At 45.1% G+C, this 17,851-nt stretch carries 16 protein-coding genes and 1 pseudogene; 10 read left to right on the forward strand and 7 right to left on the reverse strand.

Annotated elements, in window-relative coordinates:
* Positions 1-58: 58 nt before the first annotated feature.
* Together asnS and AK965_RS17800 are read right to left on the reverse strand one after the other, a co-directional pair.
* Positions 59-1,459 (reverse strand): asparagine--tRNA ligase, encoded by a 1,401-nt coding sequence (gene asnS / locus AK965_RS17795; protein WP_099080865.1) that lies wholly within the window; start codon positions 1,457-1,459, stop codon positions 59-61.
* A gap of 187 nt (positions 1,460-1,646) precedes the next feature.
* Positions 1,647-1,813 (reverse strand): annotated as a pseudogene (locus tag AK965_RS17800) (methyl-accepting chemotaxis protein); the annotation flags it as partial.
* Positions 1,814-2,321: 508 nt separating this feature from the next.
* On the opposite strand from AK965_RS17800, the gene queD reads away from it, so the two are divergent.
* Complete coding sequence (gene queD, locus AK965_RS17805) at positions 2,322-2,684, forward strand: 6-carboxytetrahydropterin synthase QueD (RefSeq protein ID WP_099080866.1); 363 nt, start codon at positions 2,322-2,324, stop codon at positions 2,682-2,684.
* Between the two features lie 129 nt (positions 2,685-2,813).
* On the opposite strand, the gene AK965_RS17810 is transcribed toward queD, so the two are convergent.
* The 4 genes from AK965_RS17810 to pabB form a co-directional block, all read right to left on the reverse strand.
* Positions 2,814-4,175, reverse strand: coding sequence for an L-serine ammonia-lyase (locus tag AK965_RS17810; protein ID WP_099080867.1), 1,362 nt, complete (start codon positions 4,173-4,175; stop codon positions 2,814-2,816).
* 97 nt (positions 4,176-4,272) lie between these two features.
* Positions 4,273-5,526, reverse strand: coding sequence for an aromatic amino acid transport family protein (locus AK965_RS17815; protein WP_099080868.1), 1,254 nt, complete (start codon positions 5,524-5,526; stop codon positions 4,273-4,275).
* Between the two features lie 344 nt (positions 5,527-5,870).
* Positions 5,871-6,470 carry a CoA pyrophosphatase gene (locus AK965_RS17820; protein ID WP_099080869.1) on the reverse strand — a complete coding sequence of 200 codons (600 nt, stop codon included), beginning with the start codon at positions 6,468-6,470 and terminating at the stop codon, positions 5,871-5,873.
* 170 nt (positions 6,471-6,640) lie between these two features.
* Positions 6,641-8,002, reverse strand: coding sequence for an aminodeoxychorismate synthase component I (gene pabB, locus AK965_RS17825; protein WP_099080870.1), 1,362 nt, complete (start codon positions 8,000-8,002; stop codon positions 6,641-6,643).
* A gap of 290 nt (positions 8,003-8,292) precedes the next feature.
* On the opposite strand from pabB, the gene AK965_RS17835 reads away from it, so the two are divergent.
* The 8 genes from AK965_RS17835 to AK965_RS17870 all read left to right on the forward strand — a co-directional run bounded on the left by AK965_RS17835 (position 8,293) and on the right by AK965_RS17870 (position 16,081).
* Positions 8,293-9,810 carry a fumarate hydratase gene (locus tag AK965_RS17835; RefSeq protein WP_099080872.1) on the forward strand — a complete coding sequence of 506 codons (1,518 nt, stop codon included), beginning with the start codon at positions 8,293-8,295 and terminating at the stop codon, positions 9,808-9,810.
* Positions 9,811-9,990: 180 nt separating this feature from the next.
* Positions 9,991-10,176, forward strand: a complete 186-nt coding sequence (locus tag AK965_RS17840) for a hypothetical protein (protein ID WP_099080873.1) — start codon at positions 9,991-9,993, stop codon at positions 10,174-10,176.
* 150 nt (positions 10,177-10,326) lie between these two features.
* Complete coding sequence (locus tag AK965_RS17845; RefSeq protein WP_099080874.1) at positions 10,327-11,703, forward strand: YcjX family protein; 1,377 nt, start codon at positions 10,327-10,329, stop codon at positions 11,701-11,703.
* On the forward strand, positions 11,700-12,740 hold the full coding sequence (locus AK965_RS17850) for a YcjF family protein (protein WP_099080875.1): 1,041 nt from the start codon (positions 11,700-11,702) through the stop codon (positions 12,738-12,740). Before AK965_RS17845 ends, AK965_RS17850 begins: the two co-directional genes overlap by 4 nt.
* 100 nt (positions 12,741-12,840) lie before the next feature.
* Positions 12,841-14,385, forward strand: coding sequence for a transcriptional regulator TyrR (gene tyrR / locus AK965_RS17855; RefSeq protein ID WP_099080876.1), 1,545 nt, complete (start codon positions 12,841-12,843; stop codon positions 14,383-14,385).
* Positions 14,386-14,421: 36 nt separating this feature from the next.
* A complete protein-coding gene (locus AK965_RS17860) occupies positions 14,422-15,006 on the forward strand; it encodes a GNAT family N-acetyltransferase (RefSeq protein WP_099080877.1) in 585 nt (194 codons plus the stop codon).
* Entirely contained in the window at positions 15,007-15,594 is a 588-nt protein-coding gene (locus AK965_RS17865; protein ID WP_099080878.1) for an HD domain-containing protein, read from the forward strand.
* A 13-nt stretch (positions 15,595-15,607) separates the two neighbouring features.
* Positions 15,608-16,081: a DUF2947 domain-containing protein gene (locus tag AK965_RS17870; protein ID WP_099080879.1), complete on the forward strand. Its 474-nt coding sequence runs from the start codon at positions 15,608-15,610 to the stop codon at positions 16,079-16,081.
* A 48-nt stretch (positions 16,082-16,129) separates the two neighbouring features.
* On the opposite strand, the gene AK965_RS17875 is transcribed toward AK965_RS17870, so the two are convergent.
* Positions 16,130-17,092, reverse strand: a complete 963-nt coding sequence (locus tag AK965_RS17875; protein ID WP_099080880.1) for an integron integrase — start codon at positions 17,090-17,092, stop codon at positions 16,130-16,132.
* Between the two features lie 236 nt (positions 17,093-17,328).
* On the opposite strand from AK965_RS17875, the gene AK965_RS17880 reads away from it, so the two are divergent.
* Positions 17,329-17,733 (forward strand): DUF2007 domain-containing protein, encoded by a 405-nt coding sequence (locus AK965_RS17880; protein WP_099080881.1) that lies wholly within the window; start codon positions 17,329-17,331, stop codon positions 17,731-17,733.
* Positions 17,734-17,851 lie beyond the last annotated feature (118 nt).

A 17,851-nucleotide genomic window follows, 5' to 3' on the forward strand; every position in this document is an offset into this window, starting at 1 on the left:
ACAGATAAAAAAAAACCTCCACGAGGGAGGTCTTTTTAATTCTGTTGCATTAACGCGATTAGAAGTTCGCAGAGCGAGGTGTACGTGGGAATGGGATCACATCGCGAACATTGCCCATGCCGGTTACGTAAGAAACGAGGCGCTCGAAGCCTAGACCGAAGCCTGCGTGTGGCACTGTACCGTAACGACGTAGGTCGCGGTACCAGCTCATGTGCTCAGGGTCGATGCCCATTTCGCGCATACGTGAATCTAGGATGTCTAGGCGCTCTTCACGTTGAGAACCACCGATGATTTCACCGATGCCTGGTGCTAGAACGTCCATTGCCGCTACGGTTTTGCCATCGTCGTTCATACGCATGTAGAACGCTTTGATGTCTTTCGGGTAGTTCTTAACGATTACTGGTGCTTTGAAGTGCTCTTCTGCTAGGAAGCGCTCGTGCTCAGAAGACATGTCGATACCCCATTCAACTGGGAATTCGAACTCACGACCAGAATCTAGAAGGATTTGGATCGCGTCCGTGTAGTCTACTTGTGCGAAGTCAGAAGAAACGAATTGCTCTAGACGAGTGATCGCTTGTTTGTCGATGCGCTGCGCGAAGAATTCAAGATCATCACGACGCTCTTCAAGTACCGCTTTGAACACGTATTTCAGCATGTCTTCAGCCAGTTTCGCTACGTCGTCTAATTCTGCAAACGCAACTTCAGGCTCAACCATCCAGAACTCCGCTAGGTGGCGGCTAGTGTTTGAGTTTTCAGCACGGAAAGTCGGGCCGAACGTGTAAACTTTGCTTAGTGCACACGCGTAAGCTTCTGCGTTTAGCTGACCAGATACGGTTAGGAACGTCTCTTTACCGAAGAAGTCTTCGTTGTAGTCCACTTTGCCAGCGTCAGTGCGAGGTAGGTTTTCCATGTCTAGCGTAGAAACGCGGAACATTTCACCTGCGCCTTCTGCGTCAGAAGCGGTGATCAGTGGTGCAGATACCCAGAAGTAACCTTGCTCGTGGTAGAAGCGGTGGATTGCTTGAGACAGGCAATTACGAACACGTGCTACTGCACCGATTACGTTTGTACGCGGACGTAGGTGCGCAACTTCACGTAGGTACTCGATAGAGTGACGAGTTTTAGCCATTGGGTAAGTTTCAGCGTCTTCAACCCAACCAACTACTTTAACGTCAGTTGCCGCAAGCTCGAAAGCCTGACCAGCAGCAGGAGACTCAACAATCTTACCTGTTACTTCAACAGAGCAGCCAGTAGTTAGCTTAAGTACTTCGTTGTCGTAATTATTAAGATTATTTGGGACCACGGCCTGAATCGGGTCGAAACAAGAGCCGTCATAAATGGCAAGGAAAGAGATTCCAGCTTTGGAATCACGACGTGAACGGATCCAACCACGAACAGTTACTTCACTGTCTACCGCTAGTTGACCTTTCAAAACGTCTGATACAGGCGCGTAAGTCATGTTTTCAATATTCTCCGTTAAGGCATAAAAGCAACACAACACAGATTAAATGGCTGTCTTATTACGTGTTTGATTAAAAAACAGGCGTCGTGTTGTGCTGAATAGAATTTTTTAGATTCATCGGAACATATTACCTGTCAAATCGACAGCTTCAACCTTTATATTCACTTTAAACACGAGAAATTTCTTATTTGTGCCCGCTTTTCTCTCTTGATAGCGTAAATTGGTTAAGTAATCGCTCAAGTCGCTCTGATTGATGTTCTAAATCGACGCAAATATCACGAGTATGAGAGGCCGATTGGGATGTGTCGTTAGCGTGATGGTGTCGACTTTCGACTGAATATGCTGGCTCACTACCTTGTTGGAAATGATGAATGATGGTTTCGATGTTGCTCTGTACTTCATTGGTCACTAAGCACATCATTGTTCAGCGATTTTTGTTGGTAGTATTGATAGCTGATAGTGTCATTAAGTACGCAACTGAACACGAGAACAGTGCAAGAAGAAGTTTTAAGCTGATGGTTGAGCGCCTATTCTTATTAATGTTATTGGAACGAACGTAACAACATTAATGATGGATTTTCATGAGAGTGATAGACAAGAGGAATCCTTGTGACTCTAAACAGTATATGGTTATGTCAATCCGGCGTGAGTTCGATGTAATCAAGGTGTTGACACTGCGCCGCAAGATTGCCAAATGAGAGAGCCGTTACCGATGATTGTGAGGATTTGCTGAAAAGGGAGGCTAGGATTGGTGGGAGAATCGTTTGCCTTCATGGCCTTGAACTCAGAAGGTGTTAAGGCTTGTCATCGACAGGTGAATTCCTTAGTATTGCGTGTTTTTTAAAGCCTGAGAATCAAGATGAAAACCGAATTATACAAAGAGTTCATGTTCGAGGCGGCGCACCACTTGCCGCACGTACCAGAAGGACACCAATGTGGTCGTTTGCACGGACACTCTTTCCTTGTTCGTCTTTATGTAGAAGGCGAGGTGGACCCACATACAGGCTGGGTTGTGGACTTTGCTGAAATTAAAGCCGCTTTCAAACCGATCTACAACCGTTTAGACCACTACTACCTGAACGATATTGAAGGTTTAGAAAACCCAACGAGCGAAGTATTAGCAAAGTGGATTTGGGAGCAACTTAAGCCAAACCTACCTCTACTTAGCAAAGTTGAGATCAAAGAGACTTGTACAGCTGGTTGTATCTACAAAGGCGAATAAGGCCAGAATTTCAATAAGAAGGCAAGCGGATTAGCTTGCCTTTTTTGTATTCCCAACTCATGACGTTTTGAAAAGTTAATGAAAAAAAAGCCTGAGCGTCGGCTCAGGCTTGATGTCGTGCTCTTGGGATTAGCAAATGACTTTGATTGCTAGACCGCCTTGAGACGTCTCACGGTATTTCGCGTTCATGTCTTTACCCGTTTCTAGCATGGTTTCGATAACTTTATCTAGAGATACCGTTGGAGCAGAAGAACGACGCAGTGCCATACGAGTAGAGTTGATCGCTTTCACTGCCGCAATACCATTACGTTCGATACATGGAACTTGTACCTGACCAGCAACAGGGTCACAAGTTAGCCCTAGGTTGTGTTCCATACCGATCTCTGCCGCCATACATACTTGCTCTGGGCTACCACCCATAAGTTCAGCAAGGCCAGCCGCCGCCATAGAACACGCTACGCCAACTTCACCTTGACAGCCAACTTCCGCACCGGAGATAGAAGCGTTACGCTTGTAAAGACCGCCGATCGCACCAGAAGCAGCGAAGTAACGGATGTAGTCTTTTTCTGTTACGGTTTGGATGAACTTGTCGTAGTACGCCAGTACCGCAGGGATGATGCCACATGCACCATTCGTTGGCGCAGTTACAACACGGCCACCGGCAGCGTTTTCTTCGTTTACTGCGAAAGCAAACATGTTTACCCAGTCAACCACTGCCATTGGGTCATTTGACGTCTTTTCAGAAGTCAGTAGTTGCTGGCGAAGTGCTGCAGCACGACGAGGTACGCGTAGTGGCCCAGGTAGAATACCTTCCGTATTCATACCGCGTTCCATACCTTCACGCATGGTTTTCCAGATGTTGGCAAAGTAAGTGCGAGACTCTTCATCTGAGTGAAGAGCCGCTTGGTTTTTCATAACCAATGCGCTGATAGAAAGACCGTGTTCTTTACATTGGTTCACAAGCTCTTCAGCGGTTGTGAATGTGTAAGGAACCTTGATAGGGTTTTCTTCTTCTTTGCCGAAGTTTTCTTCATCGACGATGAAACCACCACCGATAGAGTAATACGTTTTCGAGTACGCGACTTCGTCATCGATCCAAGCGTGGATCTGCATGCCGTTTTCGTGCAGCGATAAATTAGAGGTATGGAAGTTCATACCACCATCTTTAGGGAACGATACTGTGTGACAGTGCATGCCAACAGGAAGGCGCTCAGTTTCTTCTACGCGAGCGATAAAGCCCGGGATAGAGTCGATGTCTACTTTCTCAGGGGTATTGCCAGCAAGACCCATGATGATAGCGATATCGGTGTGGTGACCTTTCCCTGTCAGTGATAGTGATCCATAAACGTCAACGGTGATTTTAGTGATGTCGCGTAATTTTCCCATTGAACGAAGATCATCAATAAATTCTTTACCCGCTTTCATCGGCCCTACTGTGTGTGAGCTTGAAGGACCAACGCCGATTTTATAGATATCAAAAACACTAATCATATCGATTACCTCAGAACAAAAGCCTCCCAAGGGGAGTTGGGAGGCTTGTTTTTATCGTTATATTCTTGAATTAATCACGCTAAAAAATGAGCGATGATTAAAGAGCGCCGTAGATTACAGAAGTAATCGCTGCAAGACCACAGATAACTGTGAAAAGCTGTACAGGTGCTGATGTTTTGTATTTCGCCATTGCTGGTACTTTATGCATCGCGAATACAGGCAGTAGGAATAGGATACCTGCAATCATTGGAGCGCCCATCGTCTCAATCATGCCTAGGATGCTTGGGTTAACGATAGCCACAATCCAAGTCGTGATAACGATGAAGATTAGAGAAGCTTTCTCGATCTTGCTTACTGGTGTTTGAGAGCGTGATTTGATTAGACCAACTAGACCTTCGTGTGCACCTAGGAAGTGACCGAAGTAGCTAGAAGTAATCGCTGCGAATGCCACTAGTGGACCCATGTAAGAGATCAGTGGAGATTCGTGAACGTTAGCAAGGTAAGAAAGAACAGAGATGTTTTGCTCTTGTGCTGTTGCTAGTGCTTCTGGAGATAGAGAAAGAACAACAGAGAATACGAAGAACATTACAAAACCCATCAGCATCATTGCTGCGCCGCCAGTGATAGCATCAGTTTTCTTAACTGCGTCATCACCAAACTGTTGGCGTTGCTCTTTAGAGAACTGAGAAATGATTGGGCTGTGGTTGAATGAAAATACGATGATTGGAATTGCTAGCCAAACGATAGTCGGTACTTCACCCCAGTTTGGTGCAACTTCCATCATTGATGTATTCCAATCAGGAATTAGGTAAACAGAAAGTGCCAGTAGGATAACAACTAGTGGGTAAACCATTGCTGATGTTGCTTTCAGCATCAGTTCTTTACCAAATACGACACCGGCTGTCATTGCCGCAATCAGTGCACCAGATAGCAACCAACGAGGGATCGACTCCATACCCATTTGGTTAACTAGAAAAGAATCAACTGTGTTTGTAATACCAACACCGTAAATAAGTACGATTGGGTAGATAGCAAAGAAGTAAGCAAAAGTAATAAGGTTTGCGCCAGTCTTACCGAAGTGCTCTTCTACTGTGTCAGTGATGTCTGCGTCTGGGTTTTTCGCAGATAGGACGAAACGTGCTAGAGATTTGTGCGCGAACCAAGTCATTGGTGCCGCGATAAGCGCTAGGATAACTAATGGCCAAAAGCCGCCAGCCCCCGCTTTGATAGGAAGGAATAGTACACCAGCACCTACAGCGGTGCCGAATAGAGATAGACACCAGGTGAAATCTTTGTAAGTAAACTTACTAGGCGATGGTACGGCAGTCGCCGTCGAATTTGTTGTGTTCATTTTGGGTTACTCATTTTTGGGAACAGGAAATAAGTCGGGTGCATTTTGCAATATTTTACATTGCAAAATTTAGATCTAAATCATGTATTGCTCTCAGCCATTGCATGATATGCCAAAAACCTGCTTCTTATCACGAAAATAATGTGCTACATGTGATTATTGCTAATGAATGGGGTTAAAAAAACTAATGCGAAGTTTGGGTTATATGAGCCTATCTCAACGCAAGCGTTTGCTTTATAAAGGCAAATAAAACTAATGTGAAAGAATGTTTGAAAAAGAACTTTTAATTAATATAGATGCATATGATGTTTGCTCTTATTGTCTCTTTATCATTGATAGAGAAGTCAATTATGAGTGATATGTTTTTGCATCGATTCGATGATTTGTGCTGTCATACCCCAAATGAAATGTTGCTCAAATGGAATAGCAAACACTCGGTGACTGGTGTTTTTTAGACGGAACTTCGCACTATAGAGTTTTTCTGGATTCAAAATATGGTTGGCTGGTACTTCGAATACCGCTTCCACTTCGTTTGGATCGATACAAGTGACGTAATCCGGTGAAACGAAAGCTAAGAAAGGCGTTACATTAAATTGGCTAATCGTTGGTAGCTTTGGCAGTTGCCCAAATATATCGATATGTCGTGGGGATATACCGATTTCTTCTTCTGCTTCGCGTAAAGCGGTATTCACCAAACGCTCGTCTGAGTGCTCAAACTTGCCTCCAGGGAATGATATTTGCCCAGGATGGTGGCGTAAATGCATTGCACGCTTGGTGAAAATAACCTGAAACCCGTCAGCCCTTTCGACAAAACCAATCAGTACCGCAGCTTCACGTAATGTCTCTTGCCTTACGTTTGCAAGGCGTTTTAAAGACTCATCATGATAGCCAGTTGGTAAATTCAACTGAAAATTTTGAAGTAAGGTCGTTTTGTCGATAACCAAAGCACTGTCCTTTTTAATCGGGCCAATACCTAAGCATATTAAAGTCGCTTGGGTATGTTCAACTTATATTGAATTGAGTGCAATAGCCACTCTGGATAGGAGAGAAGGCAAACCAGAAGACGGGTTTGCCCCTTGTCGTGATGGATGGGGACTCAGGTATTAGAAGACTGTTACTTCAGGGCCGGTAGGATCTTAGATAATTTATCTAATGTTTCTTGATACTCTGCAGCACAATCACTGTCGGCAACAACGCCACCACCTGCCCATGCGTAAAGCTGGTTATCTTCGGCAACTAGGGTGCGAATGGTGATGCTGGTGTCCATGCGGCCATGACGAGAGATATAGCCAATGCTGCCACAATATGCACTGCGACGGTGAGGCTCTAACTCTTCAATGATCTGCATCGCGCGAACTTTTGGTGCGCCAGTGATAGAACCTCCAGGAAAGCAGGCTCGCAGTAAATCGGCAGCACTGTATTTCACATCTAACTGTGCTCGAATGGTGCTTACTAGATGATGCACCGCAGGGAAGCTTTCAATATCGAACAGCTTAGGCACATGCACACTACCTGGTGTCGCGACGCGGCCAATGTCATTGCGCAGCAGATCCACAATCATCAGGTTTTCAGCTTGATCTTTCTCTGCGGTTTGCAAGTCATGCGCATTGGCTTGGTCTTGTTTTTCATCGAGAGTACGAGGGCGCGTTCCTTTGATAGGCTTGGTTTCAATAACTCGCTCTTTTAACTCTAAGAATCGCTCTGGTGAGATACTCAAAATGACGGATCCTGGCATGCGAATAAAAGCAGAAAAAGGCGCTTGGTTTGCCGATTCCAATTTCAGGTATGCCTGCCATTCACTGCCTAGGTAAGGGGCATTGAAACGCTGGGCTAAATTGATTTGGTAGCAATCGCCACTCAGTAGGTATTCTTGTACGCGATTAAAACGAGCGGCGTACGATGTTTGCGTCATGTTCGATTGCCAATCACCGGTGAGTTTGAACGCTTCAGTAAGCGTTGCTGCTTGCTCAGTCAACCACTGCCATGCCTGTTCGATATTTTGCCCAACCACACACGCCTTCTTGAGTTTGTGGTCGACGACTAATGCCCATTCATAGATGCCTGCTGCCATATCGGGTGTTTGCAGGTCTTTGCTGGCCAGTTCTGGTATCGATTCTACGCGGCGACCTAAATCGTAGCTAAAGTAACCTAGCGCGCCACCAACAAACGGCAAGTCCCATTCAGGCCCAAGTTCAAGATTAGGAAGAAGCTGTTGTTGTAGTTCATCCAGCAGCGAAAACGGATCATTTTGAGAAACGTAGTCTTGCCACGTCGTTTTGATATGAGTGTCGTTGGCAATGGTTTCTAACGTTGCGATTGGGTTCGCAACCAATACATCGAAACGACTGTCAATGTGCGTATCAGACGCAGAACGCAGCAGCATTGCCCAAGGCAGTTGTTCAATACGAGAAAAGAGAGAAATAGCGAGGTCGTTGGCGTAATCCAATGCCTTAAAATCAAGCAATTGCGTATCCATGTTATTCATTTGTTTAAATTGTGACAAAGAGTTCATTCACTGCATGGCATGTCATGAGCTGCAAGAGTATCATAAACCCAAACTACTTCTATACAAAGGCTTTGAGGTGGTTTTACACTATGACAAGGCGTCTTCAATCACTCGTGTGTCGATATCAGCCGTTCGACGAATTGTTTATAAAAACGAACGTTTAAAGAAAACGAAGCTCATTTTAAGAGCAATAAGCTCAACAAACACGACAGAAGCCAAGCCACTAATGGAAGCAAAGCATAACAATAATGAGGCATGCAATGACGGTAATACGCAAGCAGGACGTCATCAGCAGTGTTGCTGATGCGCTACAGTATATTTCTTACTACCACCCGCTAGACTTTGTTCAAGCCCTTGAAAAAGCCTACCACCGCGAAGAGAGCCAGGCTGCGAAAGACGCGATAGCTCAAATCTTAATTAATTCCCGTATGTCGGCAGAAGGCCATCGACCAATTTGTCAGGACACCGGCATTGTAACGTGTTTCGTTAATATCGGTATGGGTGTGCAGTGGGATTCTACCGACATGACGGTTCAACAAATGGTGGATGAAGGTGTTCGACAAGCTTATACAAATCCGGATAACCCATTGCGTGCCTCGGTTCTGATGGATCCTGCAGGTAAACGAATTAACACCAAAGACAACACACCAGCGGTTGTACACATTAACATGGTGCCAGGCGATAACGTTGAAATTCAAATTGCAGCAAAAGGTGGTGGCAGTGAAAATAAAACCAAGATGGTGATGTTAAACCCATCGGATGATATTGCAGAATGGGTAGAAAAAACGCTACCGACAATGGGGGCGGGTTGGTGTCCACCAGGTATGCTAGGCATTGGTATCGGTGGTACGGCAGAGAAAGCCGCGGTACTGGCAAAAGAATCGTTGATGGAGCATATCGACATTCAGGAATTGATTGATCGTGGCCCGCAAAACGCAGAAGAAGAACTTCGACTTGATATCTTCAAGCGTGTAAATAAGCTTGGTATTGGTGCACAAGGTCTTGGTGGCCTGACCACCGTCGTTGATGTGAAAATCAAAACTGCACCAACGCACGCAGCTTCTAAGCCGGTTTGCTTGATCCCGAACTGTGCGGCAACGCGCCACGTTCACTTCACTCTAGATGGCAGTGGCCCGGCAGAGCTAACGCCACCTAAGCTTGAAGAATGGCCTGATATCACTTGGGAAGCGGGTGAGAATACACGCCGCGTGAACCTCGATACGGTAACCAAAGAAGAAGTTCAGGAGTGGAAGACGGGTGAAACCGTTTTGCTGTCAGGAAAAATTCTAACCGGTCGTGATGCCGCGCATAAGCGAATTCAAGGTATGTTAGAAGCCGGTGAAGGCCTGCCAGAAGGCGTGGATCTGAAAGGTAAATTCATCTATTACGTTGGCCCCGTTGATGCGGTAGGCGATGAGGTTGTCGGTCCGGCTGGCCCAACGACGTCAACACGCATGGATAAGTTCACCGACATGATGTTAGAAGAGACGGGTATTATGGGCATGATTGGTAAAGCAGAGCGTGGTCCTGCTACTGTTGAGTCTATCAAGAACCATAAAGCGGTGTATCTCATGGCTGTTGGCGGTGCAGCATACCTTGTCGCGAAAGCGATCAAAAAAGCGCGCGTGGTGGCGTTTGAAGACTTAGGTATGGAAGCCATCTACGAGTTTGAAGTCGAAGATATGCCAGTTACTGTCGCGGTGGACTCTCGCGGAGCCAATGCTCATCAAATTGGTCCAGATACGTGGAAAGTGAAAATCCAAGAGATGGAAGTATAAGCTAAGCAATGTGTCTATTCTTTCATCTCTCAGTCGGTAGAATGTGACAAGGTGCTGATTTAACAGGTAAACAATTGAAAAAAGTGCAGCGAAAGCGGCACTTTTTGTCTATATAATGACTATATTTACTTATAGGCATAGCAAATCTCACTGTTATGCTGACCATGATTAGGAGACGGCATGCCTCGTTTTATTCAAATTTTACAAATAGTTCTTGCTGTTGTGATAGGTGGCTTTGTAGGCTACGACTTGGTTCTTAACGGTATTAGTATCTTCGATGAGAAATACGTCACTATTACTTGTGTATTGTGGCTGATTCTAGAAATCGCTTTGTTTGTGATCTACAAGTTGATTGAAGACGATTAGACAGTGCGTCAGCAATGAAACCCTATAAGCCTCTGAAATCTTCAGGGGCTTTTGCTTTTTTGAAGGGATAATTTTCAGTGAATATTTTGTTCATCGTGGATTAAGGTTGGTAAAATTACACTGCGTAGTATGAATTGATGAGATAAAAGAATGAAAAGAATAACGCAAGAAGTGAACGACTTTATCAGTCGTGGGATGGATTCTAACGTAAGGATCGCTGTGACCGGGTTGTCTCGTGCAGGCAAAACGGCTTTTATTACTTCTCTAGTCAATCAACTGCTGCATACCGCGACGCATGATAATTTACCACTATTAAATGCGGCGCGAGATAAGCGCTTGATCGGCGCGAAGCGTGAGCCGCAAACTAATATGATGGTGCCGCGATTTGCTTATGATGATGCGATGACCCAAATTCATGCCACGCCACCACAATGGCCCGTCCCAACCCGTGACGTGAGCGAAATTCGATTAGCATTGAAATACAAACCCAATAAGACCAGTAAAAAGTGGCTGAGTAAAACCGCCGTGTTGAATGTGGATATCATCGACTATCCGGGCGAGTGGCTACTTGATTTGCCTTTGCTTGAGATGGACTTTGCTACTTGGTCCCATTCTCAGTTTGAAGCGCTAAAAGGGCAGCGAAGCGATCTCGCCAGTGAGTGGCTTGATGCGCTTGAGCAGGTAGATTTACACGCTGATGTGAATGAAAAGCAGCTTGAAAAAGTGTCGCAATCGTATACCGATTATTTGCATGCGTGTAAAGATGCGGGATTGCATTGGGTGCAGCCTGGGCGTTTTGTTCTGCCGGGAGAACTGGCTGGAGCACCGGTACTGCAGTTTTTCCCATGCCGATTTAATGCAGAATCTAAACCGAAAAAAGGCAGTAATCTTGCCGTATTAGAAGCGCGTTATCACGAGTATCAACAGAAAGTTGTAAAGTCGTTTTATAAACATCACTTTGCTACGTTTGATCGTCAGATCGTGCTGGTGGATTGCTTGCAGCCACTAAACGCAGGTGATGAAGCGTTTCACGACATGCGCCAAGCGCTCGAACAGATCATGCACAGCTTCCGTTATGGACGAAGTAGCTTTTTACGCCGGCTGTTTTCACCAAAGATCGACAAAGTGCTGTTTGCTGCGACCAAAGCGGATCATGTGACGCCGGACCAACATCCACATTTGGTGTCTCTATTACAACAAATGGTGCACCCGGCTTGGCAAGCCGCAGCTTATGAGAATATTGAAATGAGTTGTATGAGCATCGCCTCCATTCAGGCAACGACATCGGGCTTCATTTCGTCGGGTGACAAAACAATCTCTGCGTTGCAAGGCACCACGCTAGAAGGTGAGCCGATGACCATGTTCCCGGGTGAAGTTCCGAAGAAGCTGCCGAATTCTGCGTATTGGCAAAATAGTGGTTTCGATTTTACTTCTTTCCGCCCTATGTCTTTACAGGCGGATGAACCAATGAAGCATATTCGGTTAGACAAGGCGTTGGAATTCTTAATTGGAGACAAATTGAAATGAGCGAATTCAAACAAAAACAAGTCTTCTCAGAAAAAGTAATACACAAGCAAGAAGAGAGTGCATCGCCAGAATTGACCGCGCAAAAGACGTTCAGTAAACAAGAACATTTTGTCCCATCGACGAACGAAGAAAATGATCTCGATACGGAACAAGAGCTGCAACTGGAGCAAGTGATCAGGCCGAAACTTGGGCGTAAATGGCTAACGACAGGGCTGTTTGTCACTTTTACCGGGTTGGTTGGCTGGCAAGTGGTTGATTCCGTAGTGACGGCAGTTCAAACCGCAGATTGGTTAGCGCTCGGATGGGTAGGCTTTATTGCTACTATCGCCTCTTTTGGTTTAGGCGCGCTGGGTAAAGAGCTGTGGAAATTGCGTAAACTACGTAATCACTTTAGCGCTCAAGAAGAGAGTGAAGCGCTTATCGATAGCCAAAGTGTTGGTAAAGGCAAAGCATTTTGTGACAAATTGGCTGAACAAAGTGGCGTACTGCCAGAAAATCCAGGTTTCGATCGCTGGAAGAATAGCGTTAATCCCGCACACAGTGATGCGGAAATTCTGGATATGTACGATGCCATGGTGGTGAGCCAACAAGATAAACTCGCGACTAAGGTGGTCTCTCAGCATGCAACCGAATCTGCCGCGTTAGTTGCCGTGAGCCCATTGGCCGCCGCTGACATGTTGCTAGTGGCTTGGCGCAATTTCAAGATGATCGACAACCTTTCGAAAGTGTATGGGGTTGAGCTTGGCTATGCGTCACGCATTAAGTTACTACGCTCGGTATTCGTCAACATGGCGGCGGCGGGTGCGAGTGAACTGGTTATCGACGCAGGTATGGATTTAATGTCGATGGATCTTGCGGGTAAAGTTTCGGCCAGAGCAGGGCAAGGTTTGGGGGTTGGGATTCTTACCGCGCGTCTAGGTTTAAAAGCAATGACACTATTGCGTCCATTACCTTGGTACCCAGAGCGACAAGTGAAACTCAGCGCAATTCGTAAAGAGATCGTGGCGAAAGTTGCATCAATTACAATGAAACCGTAACGAATGTCATCTTTGACCGTCAGGATTGCTTGACGGCATTCCAAGCTTGGTAGAAACTACTGTCAACTTTTCCTGACAGTTGTGAATTGGGATATTTTCAGTGCGTCTTGAAGTCCTTTGTGAAGATAGACTCGGCTTAACCCGAGAATTGCTCGATATTTTAGCGTCTAAAAGTATCGATTTGCGTGGTATCGAAATTGATATCAGTGGCATCATTTACTTAAATTGCCCAGATATTGATTTTGATACCTTTAGTGAATTGATGGCTGAAATCCGCCGTATTCCGGGGGTAAAAGACGTACGTAAAATCCAATTTATGCCAATGGAGCGCCACAATACGGAGCTGTTGTCGTTGGTGGATAACTTGCCAGATCCCGTGTTTGCCATTGACCTAAAAGGTGCGGTAGACATGGCGAATATGGCCGCCCTTTCTCTTCTTGGCCAACACAAGCAAGATGTCATTGGTATGCAAATTGGTACGCTGCTGCCAAGCGTGCGTTTTTCTCGTTGGACTGAAGGCGTTAATGCGCGCACGCGCGAAAGCTTGGTTATTGATGGTTTGGATTACGTGATTGAGTTAATGCCAGTGTACATCAAAGACGAGGCACAAAACTCAACGCTCGCCAGTACGCTAATGACTATTCGTTCTAGCCAACAAGGTGCGCAAATTGAAGAAACACTGCCACTGCAAAATCAACTTGGCTTTGAACATTTTGTTGGTTTGTCTAATCGTCATAAAGCGTTGATGAATCAAGCAAAAAAACTCTCTGTTCTTGACCAACCACTGTTGATTGAAGGGGAGACTGGGACGGGTAAAGAGATGTTAGCCAAAGCCTGTCACAGCCGCTCAGGCCGTGCTAATAAGCCATTTTTAGTGTTGAGCTGTGCGTCGATGCCGGATGATGTTGCCGAAACGGAACTGTTCGGACATGCACCTGGTTCGTTTAATCATGAGCAAGGCCACAAAGGTATTTTCGAGCAAGCTAATGGCGGCACTGTTTTCTTAGATGAAATTGGTGAAATGAGCTCGCATCTGCAAATTAAGCTACTGCGCTTTTTACAAGATGGTAATTTCCGCCGTGTAGGCGCAGAAGATGAGATGCATGTAGACGTTCGTATTATTGCGTCAACTAAGCACAACCTCGCCGAGCTCGCAGAGGCAGGCAAGTTCCGTGAAGATTTGTATTATCGCCTTAATGTTCTGACGTTAACGATTCCACCTCTGCGTAAGCGTTCTAACGATGTTGCGCCATTACTGGATCTGTTCGTGACGAAACATTCGCAACAACTTGGGATCGATAAGCCAGATTTAGATGAAGAATTAGTGGATGCCCTAGCAAGCTACCAATGGCCAGGGAACATGCGCCAGCTCGATAACATGGTACTTCGTGCATTGACGGAGATGGAAGGCCATCTACTTAAAACAGAACACTTTAACTTACCTCAGCCACAGGCGGTTGGTGGCGGTAGTGCGACATTAAATTTGGATGGTTCGCTGGATGAGATCATGCGTGATTATGAATCTCAGATACTTGAACGTTTGTATCAGTCATTCCCGTCAAGCCGAAAGTTAGCGAAACGTCTCAACGTTTCACACACTTCAATCGCAAACAAATTGCGCGATTACGGTATTCGTAAGAATTAAGCGGTATCGAATTTAAAACGGAAGTTGTCATTTAAAATGGAAGACAAAAGCTCATCTATCGCCGTTCATAAGCTGGACGGCGACTTGCTTCTACGTACTGCCGAAATCGGTGATGCCGATATGATTGCAGCTTATTTCCAAGTGAACAGAAAATACCTTGAACCGTTTGAGCCTAAACGCGAAGAAGCGTTCTTTTCGGTCAATAGTTGGTTGCAAAAGTTGATAAAACTTAATGAGCTTCATCGCTTAGGACTTGGTTACTATTGCTTACTCGTTGAGGCGAAATCTGGAAAAATGCTGGGTACGCTCTCTTTCAGTAACCTGACACGATTCCCACTTTATGCCTGTAATGTTGGCTATTCTCTTGCTGAAGATGCACAAGGTCATGGTTATATGCGCCGTGCACTTAAAATGGCTTGTGATTATATGTTTGAGGTGCAAAAGCTGCATCGTATTCAGGCAGGATATATGCCGCACAACAAACGTAGTGAAGCGGTCTTACAGCATGCTGGATTTGTGAAAGAGGGCTATGCAAAGGACTATCTCTTGATTAACGGTGAGTGGCAAGATCATGTACTGACATCGTTGACCAATCCTAATTGGAAAGAGGAGGCTCGATAAATGGAAAGGCTTGAAAAGCAATTAGCGCTGATAATTGAACTCGACCAACTGAAAAATGTGTTGCGTAGAACCCGTGTAAAAAGCGCAAACGGGCGGTTAGAAAATAGCGCTGAACACAGTTGGCATGTTGCGCTGATGGCAGTATTAATGCAAGAACACGCCAATGCACCAGTTGACATTGCTCGAGTAATGAAAATGCTGCTTATTCATGACGTGGTAGAGATCGACGCGGGCGACACCTTTGTTTATGATACTGCTGCATCACAAGAGCAAGAAGAGAAAGAGCGCCAAGCGGCTCAACGTTTATTTGGTATGCTACCAAGCGAGCAAGGTGATGAGCTACTTGCGTTGTGGAATGAATTTGAAGCAGCTCAAACAGATGACGCCAAGTATGCCAAAGCACTGGATCGTCTGATCCCAATGTTGCTTAACTACCACAATGATGGTCAAAGTTGGATTGAGAATGGGGTAACGCGCGAGCAAGCGTTGACGATTAACAAAAGAATTGAACTTGGTTCTGTCACCTTGTGGGACAAAGCCAAACAGCTGATTGAAGGAGCCACCGAAAAAGGTTGGCTGAAGTCGTAAAAAAGGAGACTGAATGTCTTATTTGCCTTTGGACGAATACCAAAGAAAATGGATTTTTACTCACCAGTCGATGCCGGTGCCAGAAGAAGATCTCGCTTTTATTAAGCCGATGAGCTTGGCGCGTGCCGCTCAGTTCTGGAAAGAGAATATTAGTGCACAAAGTCCAGATATGGATCGTTTGAGCTCTTCAGACTGGCCAATGAAAGAATCGAATTGGCCAGAGGAAGTAGATTGGATGGCCGCTTGGGAAGCAGACGAGCCTGGTCTACCAGAAGAAGTTGATGCGTTTATTGATTGGCAAGACGATGTGACCGTGTACTTTTGCTATGAGAAGTACAATGTGATCGAGACCAAGTGGTCAATCTTTAAAAAGCACTGGAAGAACTTCTTGTTTTACGATGACGGCCCGATGCTACTTGGTCGTCGCCGTTCACAAGCGCTCTGGTTTGACTCAAAAGGTCACGTTAAGCTAGGTGAACGAAATTAACTAAACTCTCGTATCTCTAAAAGCCACTGCAAAGTGGCTTTTGTATTTCTACAAGCTGGAAAGAGGGCTCAGTACGCCTCCGGCACCACGTTCAATAACATGAGTATAAATTTGAGTGGTTTTCACATCGCTATGACCAAGCTGTTCCTGGACCGTTCGGATGTCTGCTCCGGACTCCAATAAGTGCGTAGCAAAGCTATGCCTAAGCGTATGGCAGGTGACGATTTTATCTTTTCTAGCTTCCTTGGCTGTACGTTTTACAGCACGCTGAATGGCTGTTTCGTTAATATGATGACGTCTTAGCTCTCCTGTTTCTTGATCAATACTTAGCTTGGTAGAGGGAAATAGAAAGTGCCAATTGAAATCCAACTCTGCGCCTGGGTATTTTCTTCGCAATCCTTCGGATATATACACACCAGAATAACCCGCGGCATGGCGATCTTTTAAATAGTAATCTCGAGCTAAGTTCATTTGAGCTTTGAGAGGTTCATGTAGCTCTTTGGCTAATGTTACCGTACGATTTTTACCGCCTTTACCTTGCCAAACTCGAATCGCACCGTAATCATAATCGATGTCCTGGATCCTGAGTCGTAAACATTCCATTATCCGTAGGCCGGAACCGTATAACAGCTGAATTTGAAGCTTATATCTTGGGTCAATGTGCTGCACAAAACGTCGAATTTCTTCTCTCGTTAAAACAACCGGCAGCTTCTTTTCTGTCAAGGATTTTTGGAATCGCATATCAAGTGATAGCGGCATTTGAAAGTACTCTCGGTATAAAAATGAAATCGCGTTAAGCGCGAGTGCTTGTGTTTTTACTGCTACTTTTTGATCAACCGCTAAATGGCTAAGAAAGCGCTCAACGTCGCCTTCAGACAACGTTGATGGGTGCGCAAGCTGGTGGAAGATAATGAAACGTTTTATCCAAAACAGGTAACTTTTGATGGTTTTATTGGCGTAGTGACGAGTGATCATGTGTTCTTTGACACTAAGCAAAAATTGACTTTTCATGAACATTTTACCTGGATGTTTGTACAGTCTTATAAACATAACCCTATTATGAAAATTAGACGTTATTGCGCCGTCTAATTGCGTGTTTGAGCACACATATTCATACTGCTTTTCTGTTTATTTCATTAAGATAAGTGCTAGTATTCATACTTTCTTTTGTCATGAAAGAAGGCGGTAGTGTGCCTAAAAGGCGGCAATTGGCCGTATAGAAAGCGTTATGCCACAAGGAGAAATTCATGATTGTAGTAGCAAGGTTTTCTTTTCCTCATGAAGCTCATATAGCGAGAGCTAACCTTGAAAGTGCTGGCATCGAAAGCTTCATTGCAGATGAGCATACGGTGAATACACAATGGTTATATTCAAATGCTATTGGAGGTGTGCGCTTGATGGTTTCAGAAAAAGACTTTGAAGAAGCTACTGAAATCCTGACTAGTGATTTTTCTGAAAGTCTTGAAAAGCACTCTGAAGCTATGGGAGAGCAACAAGATATTTGTCCCCATTGTGGCAGTAGTGAGATAACTGCTCACACACAGGGCAAGCGTCCCGCATTTCTAGTTTTCATATTGTTAGGTTTCCCACTATTTTTCTACAAACAAGGCTATAAATGTAAACAATGTGGCGAGTTCAGTGAAAAGCTTTGAGTCGTGGCATAACAAACGACTATGGCGTCAATAGCTAATTTTTCGCTATGTTCTCATCCCACATGACGCCATCTCTTAACATAGAATTTAGTATCACAACCATCTTGCGAACGCAGGC

Origin of the sequence: Vibrio sp. PID17_43, assembly GCF_002608565.1 — a bacterium.
GTDB lineage: Bacteria > Pseudomonadota > Gammaproteobacteria > Enterobacterales > Vibrionaceae > Vibrio.

Coding starts and splice junctions, on each gene's coding strand:
- AK965_RS17845 (WP_099080874.1), top strand. CDS start 10,327: ATGAAAAGAATAACGCAAGAAGTGAACGACTTTATCAGTCGTGGGATG.
- asnS (WP_099080865.1), bottom strand. CDS start 1,459: ATGACTTACGCGCCTGTATCAGACGTTTTGAAAGGTCAACTAGCGGTA.
- AK965_RS17850 (WP_099080875.1), top strand. CDS start 11,700: ATGAGCGAATTCAAACAAAAACAAGTCTTCTCAGAAAAAGTAATACAC.
- AK965_RS17815 (WP_099080868.1), bottom strand. CDS start 5,526: ATGAACACAACAAATTCGACGGCGACTGCCGTACCATCGCCTAGTAAG.
- AK965_RS17810 (WP_099080867.1), bottom strand. CDS start 4,175: ATGATTAGTGTTTTTGATATCTATAAAATCGGCGTTGGTCCTTCAAGC.
- AK965_RS17860 (WP_099080877.1), top strand. CDS start 14,422: ATGGAAGACAAAAGCTCATCTATCGCCGTTCATAAGCTGGACGGCGAC.
- AK965_RS17865 (WP_099080878.1), top strand. CDS start 15,007: ATGGAAAGGCTTGAAAAGCAATTAGCGCTGATAATTGAACTCGACCAA.
- queD (WP_099080866.1), top strand. CDS start 2,322: ATGAAAACCGAATTATACAAAGAGTTCATGTTCGAGGCGGCGCACCAC.
- AK965_RS17880 (WP_099080881.1), top strand. CDS start 17,329: ATGATTGTAGTAGCAAGGTTTTCTTTTCCTCATGAAGCTCATATAGCG.
- AK965_RS17840 (WP_099080873.1), top strand. CDS start 9,991: ATGCCTCGTTTTATTCAAATTTTACAAATAGTTCTTGCTGTTGTGATA.
- pabB (WP_099080870.1), bottom strand. CDS start 8,002: ATGGATACGCAATTGCTTGATTTTAAGGCATTGGATTACGCCAACGAC.
- AK965_RS17835 (WP_099080872.1), top strand. CDS start 8,293: ATGACGGTAATACGCAAGCAGGACGTCATCAGCAGTGTTGCTGATGCG.
- AK965_RS17875 (WP_099080880.1), bottom strand. CDS start 17,092: ATGAAAAGTCAATTTTTGCTTAGTGTCAAAGAACACATGATCACTCGT.
- AK965_RS17870 (WP_099080879.1), top strand. CDS start 15,608: ATGTCTTATTTGCCTTTGGACGAATACCAAAGAAAATGGATTTTTACT.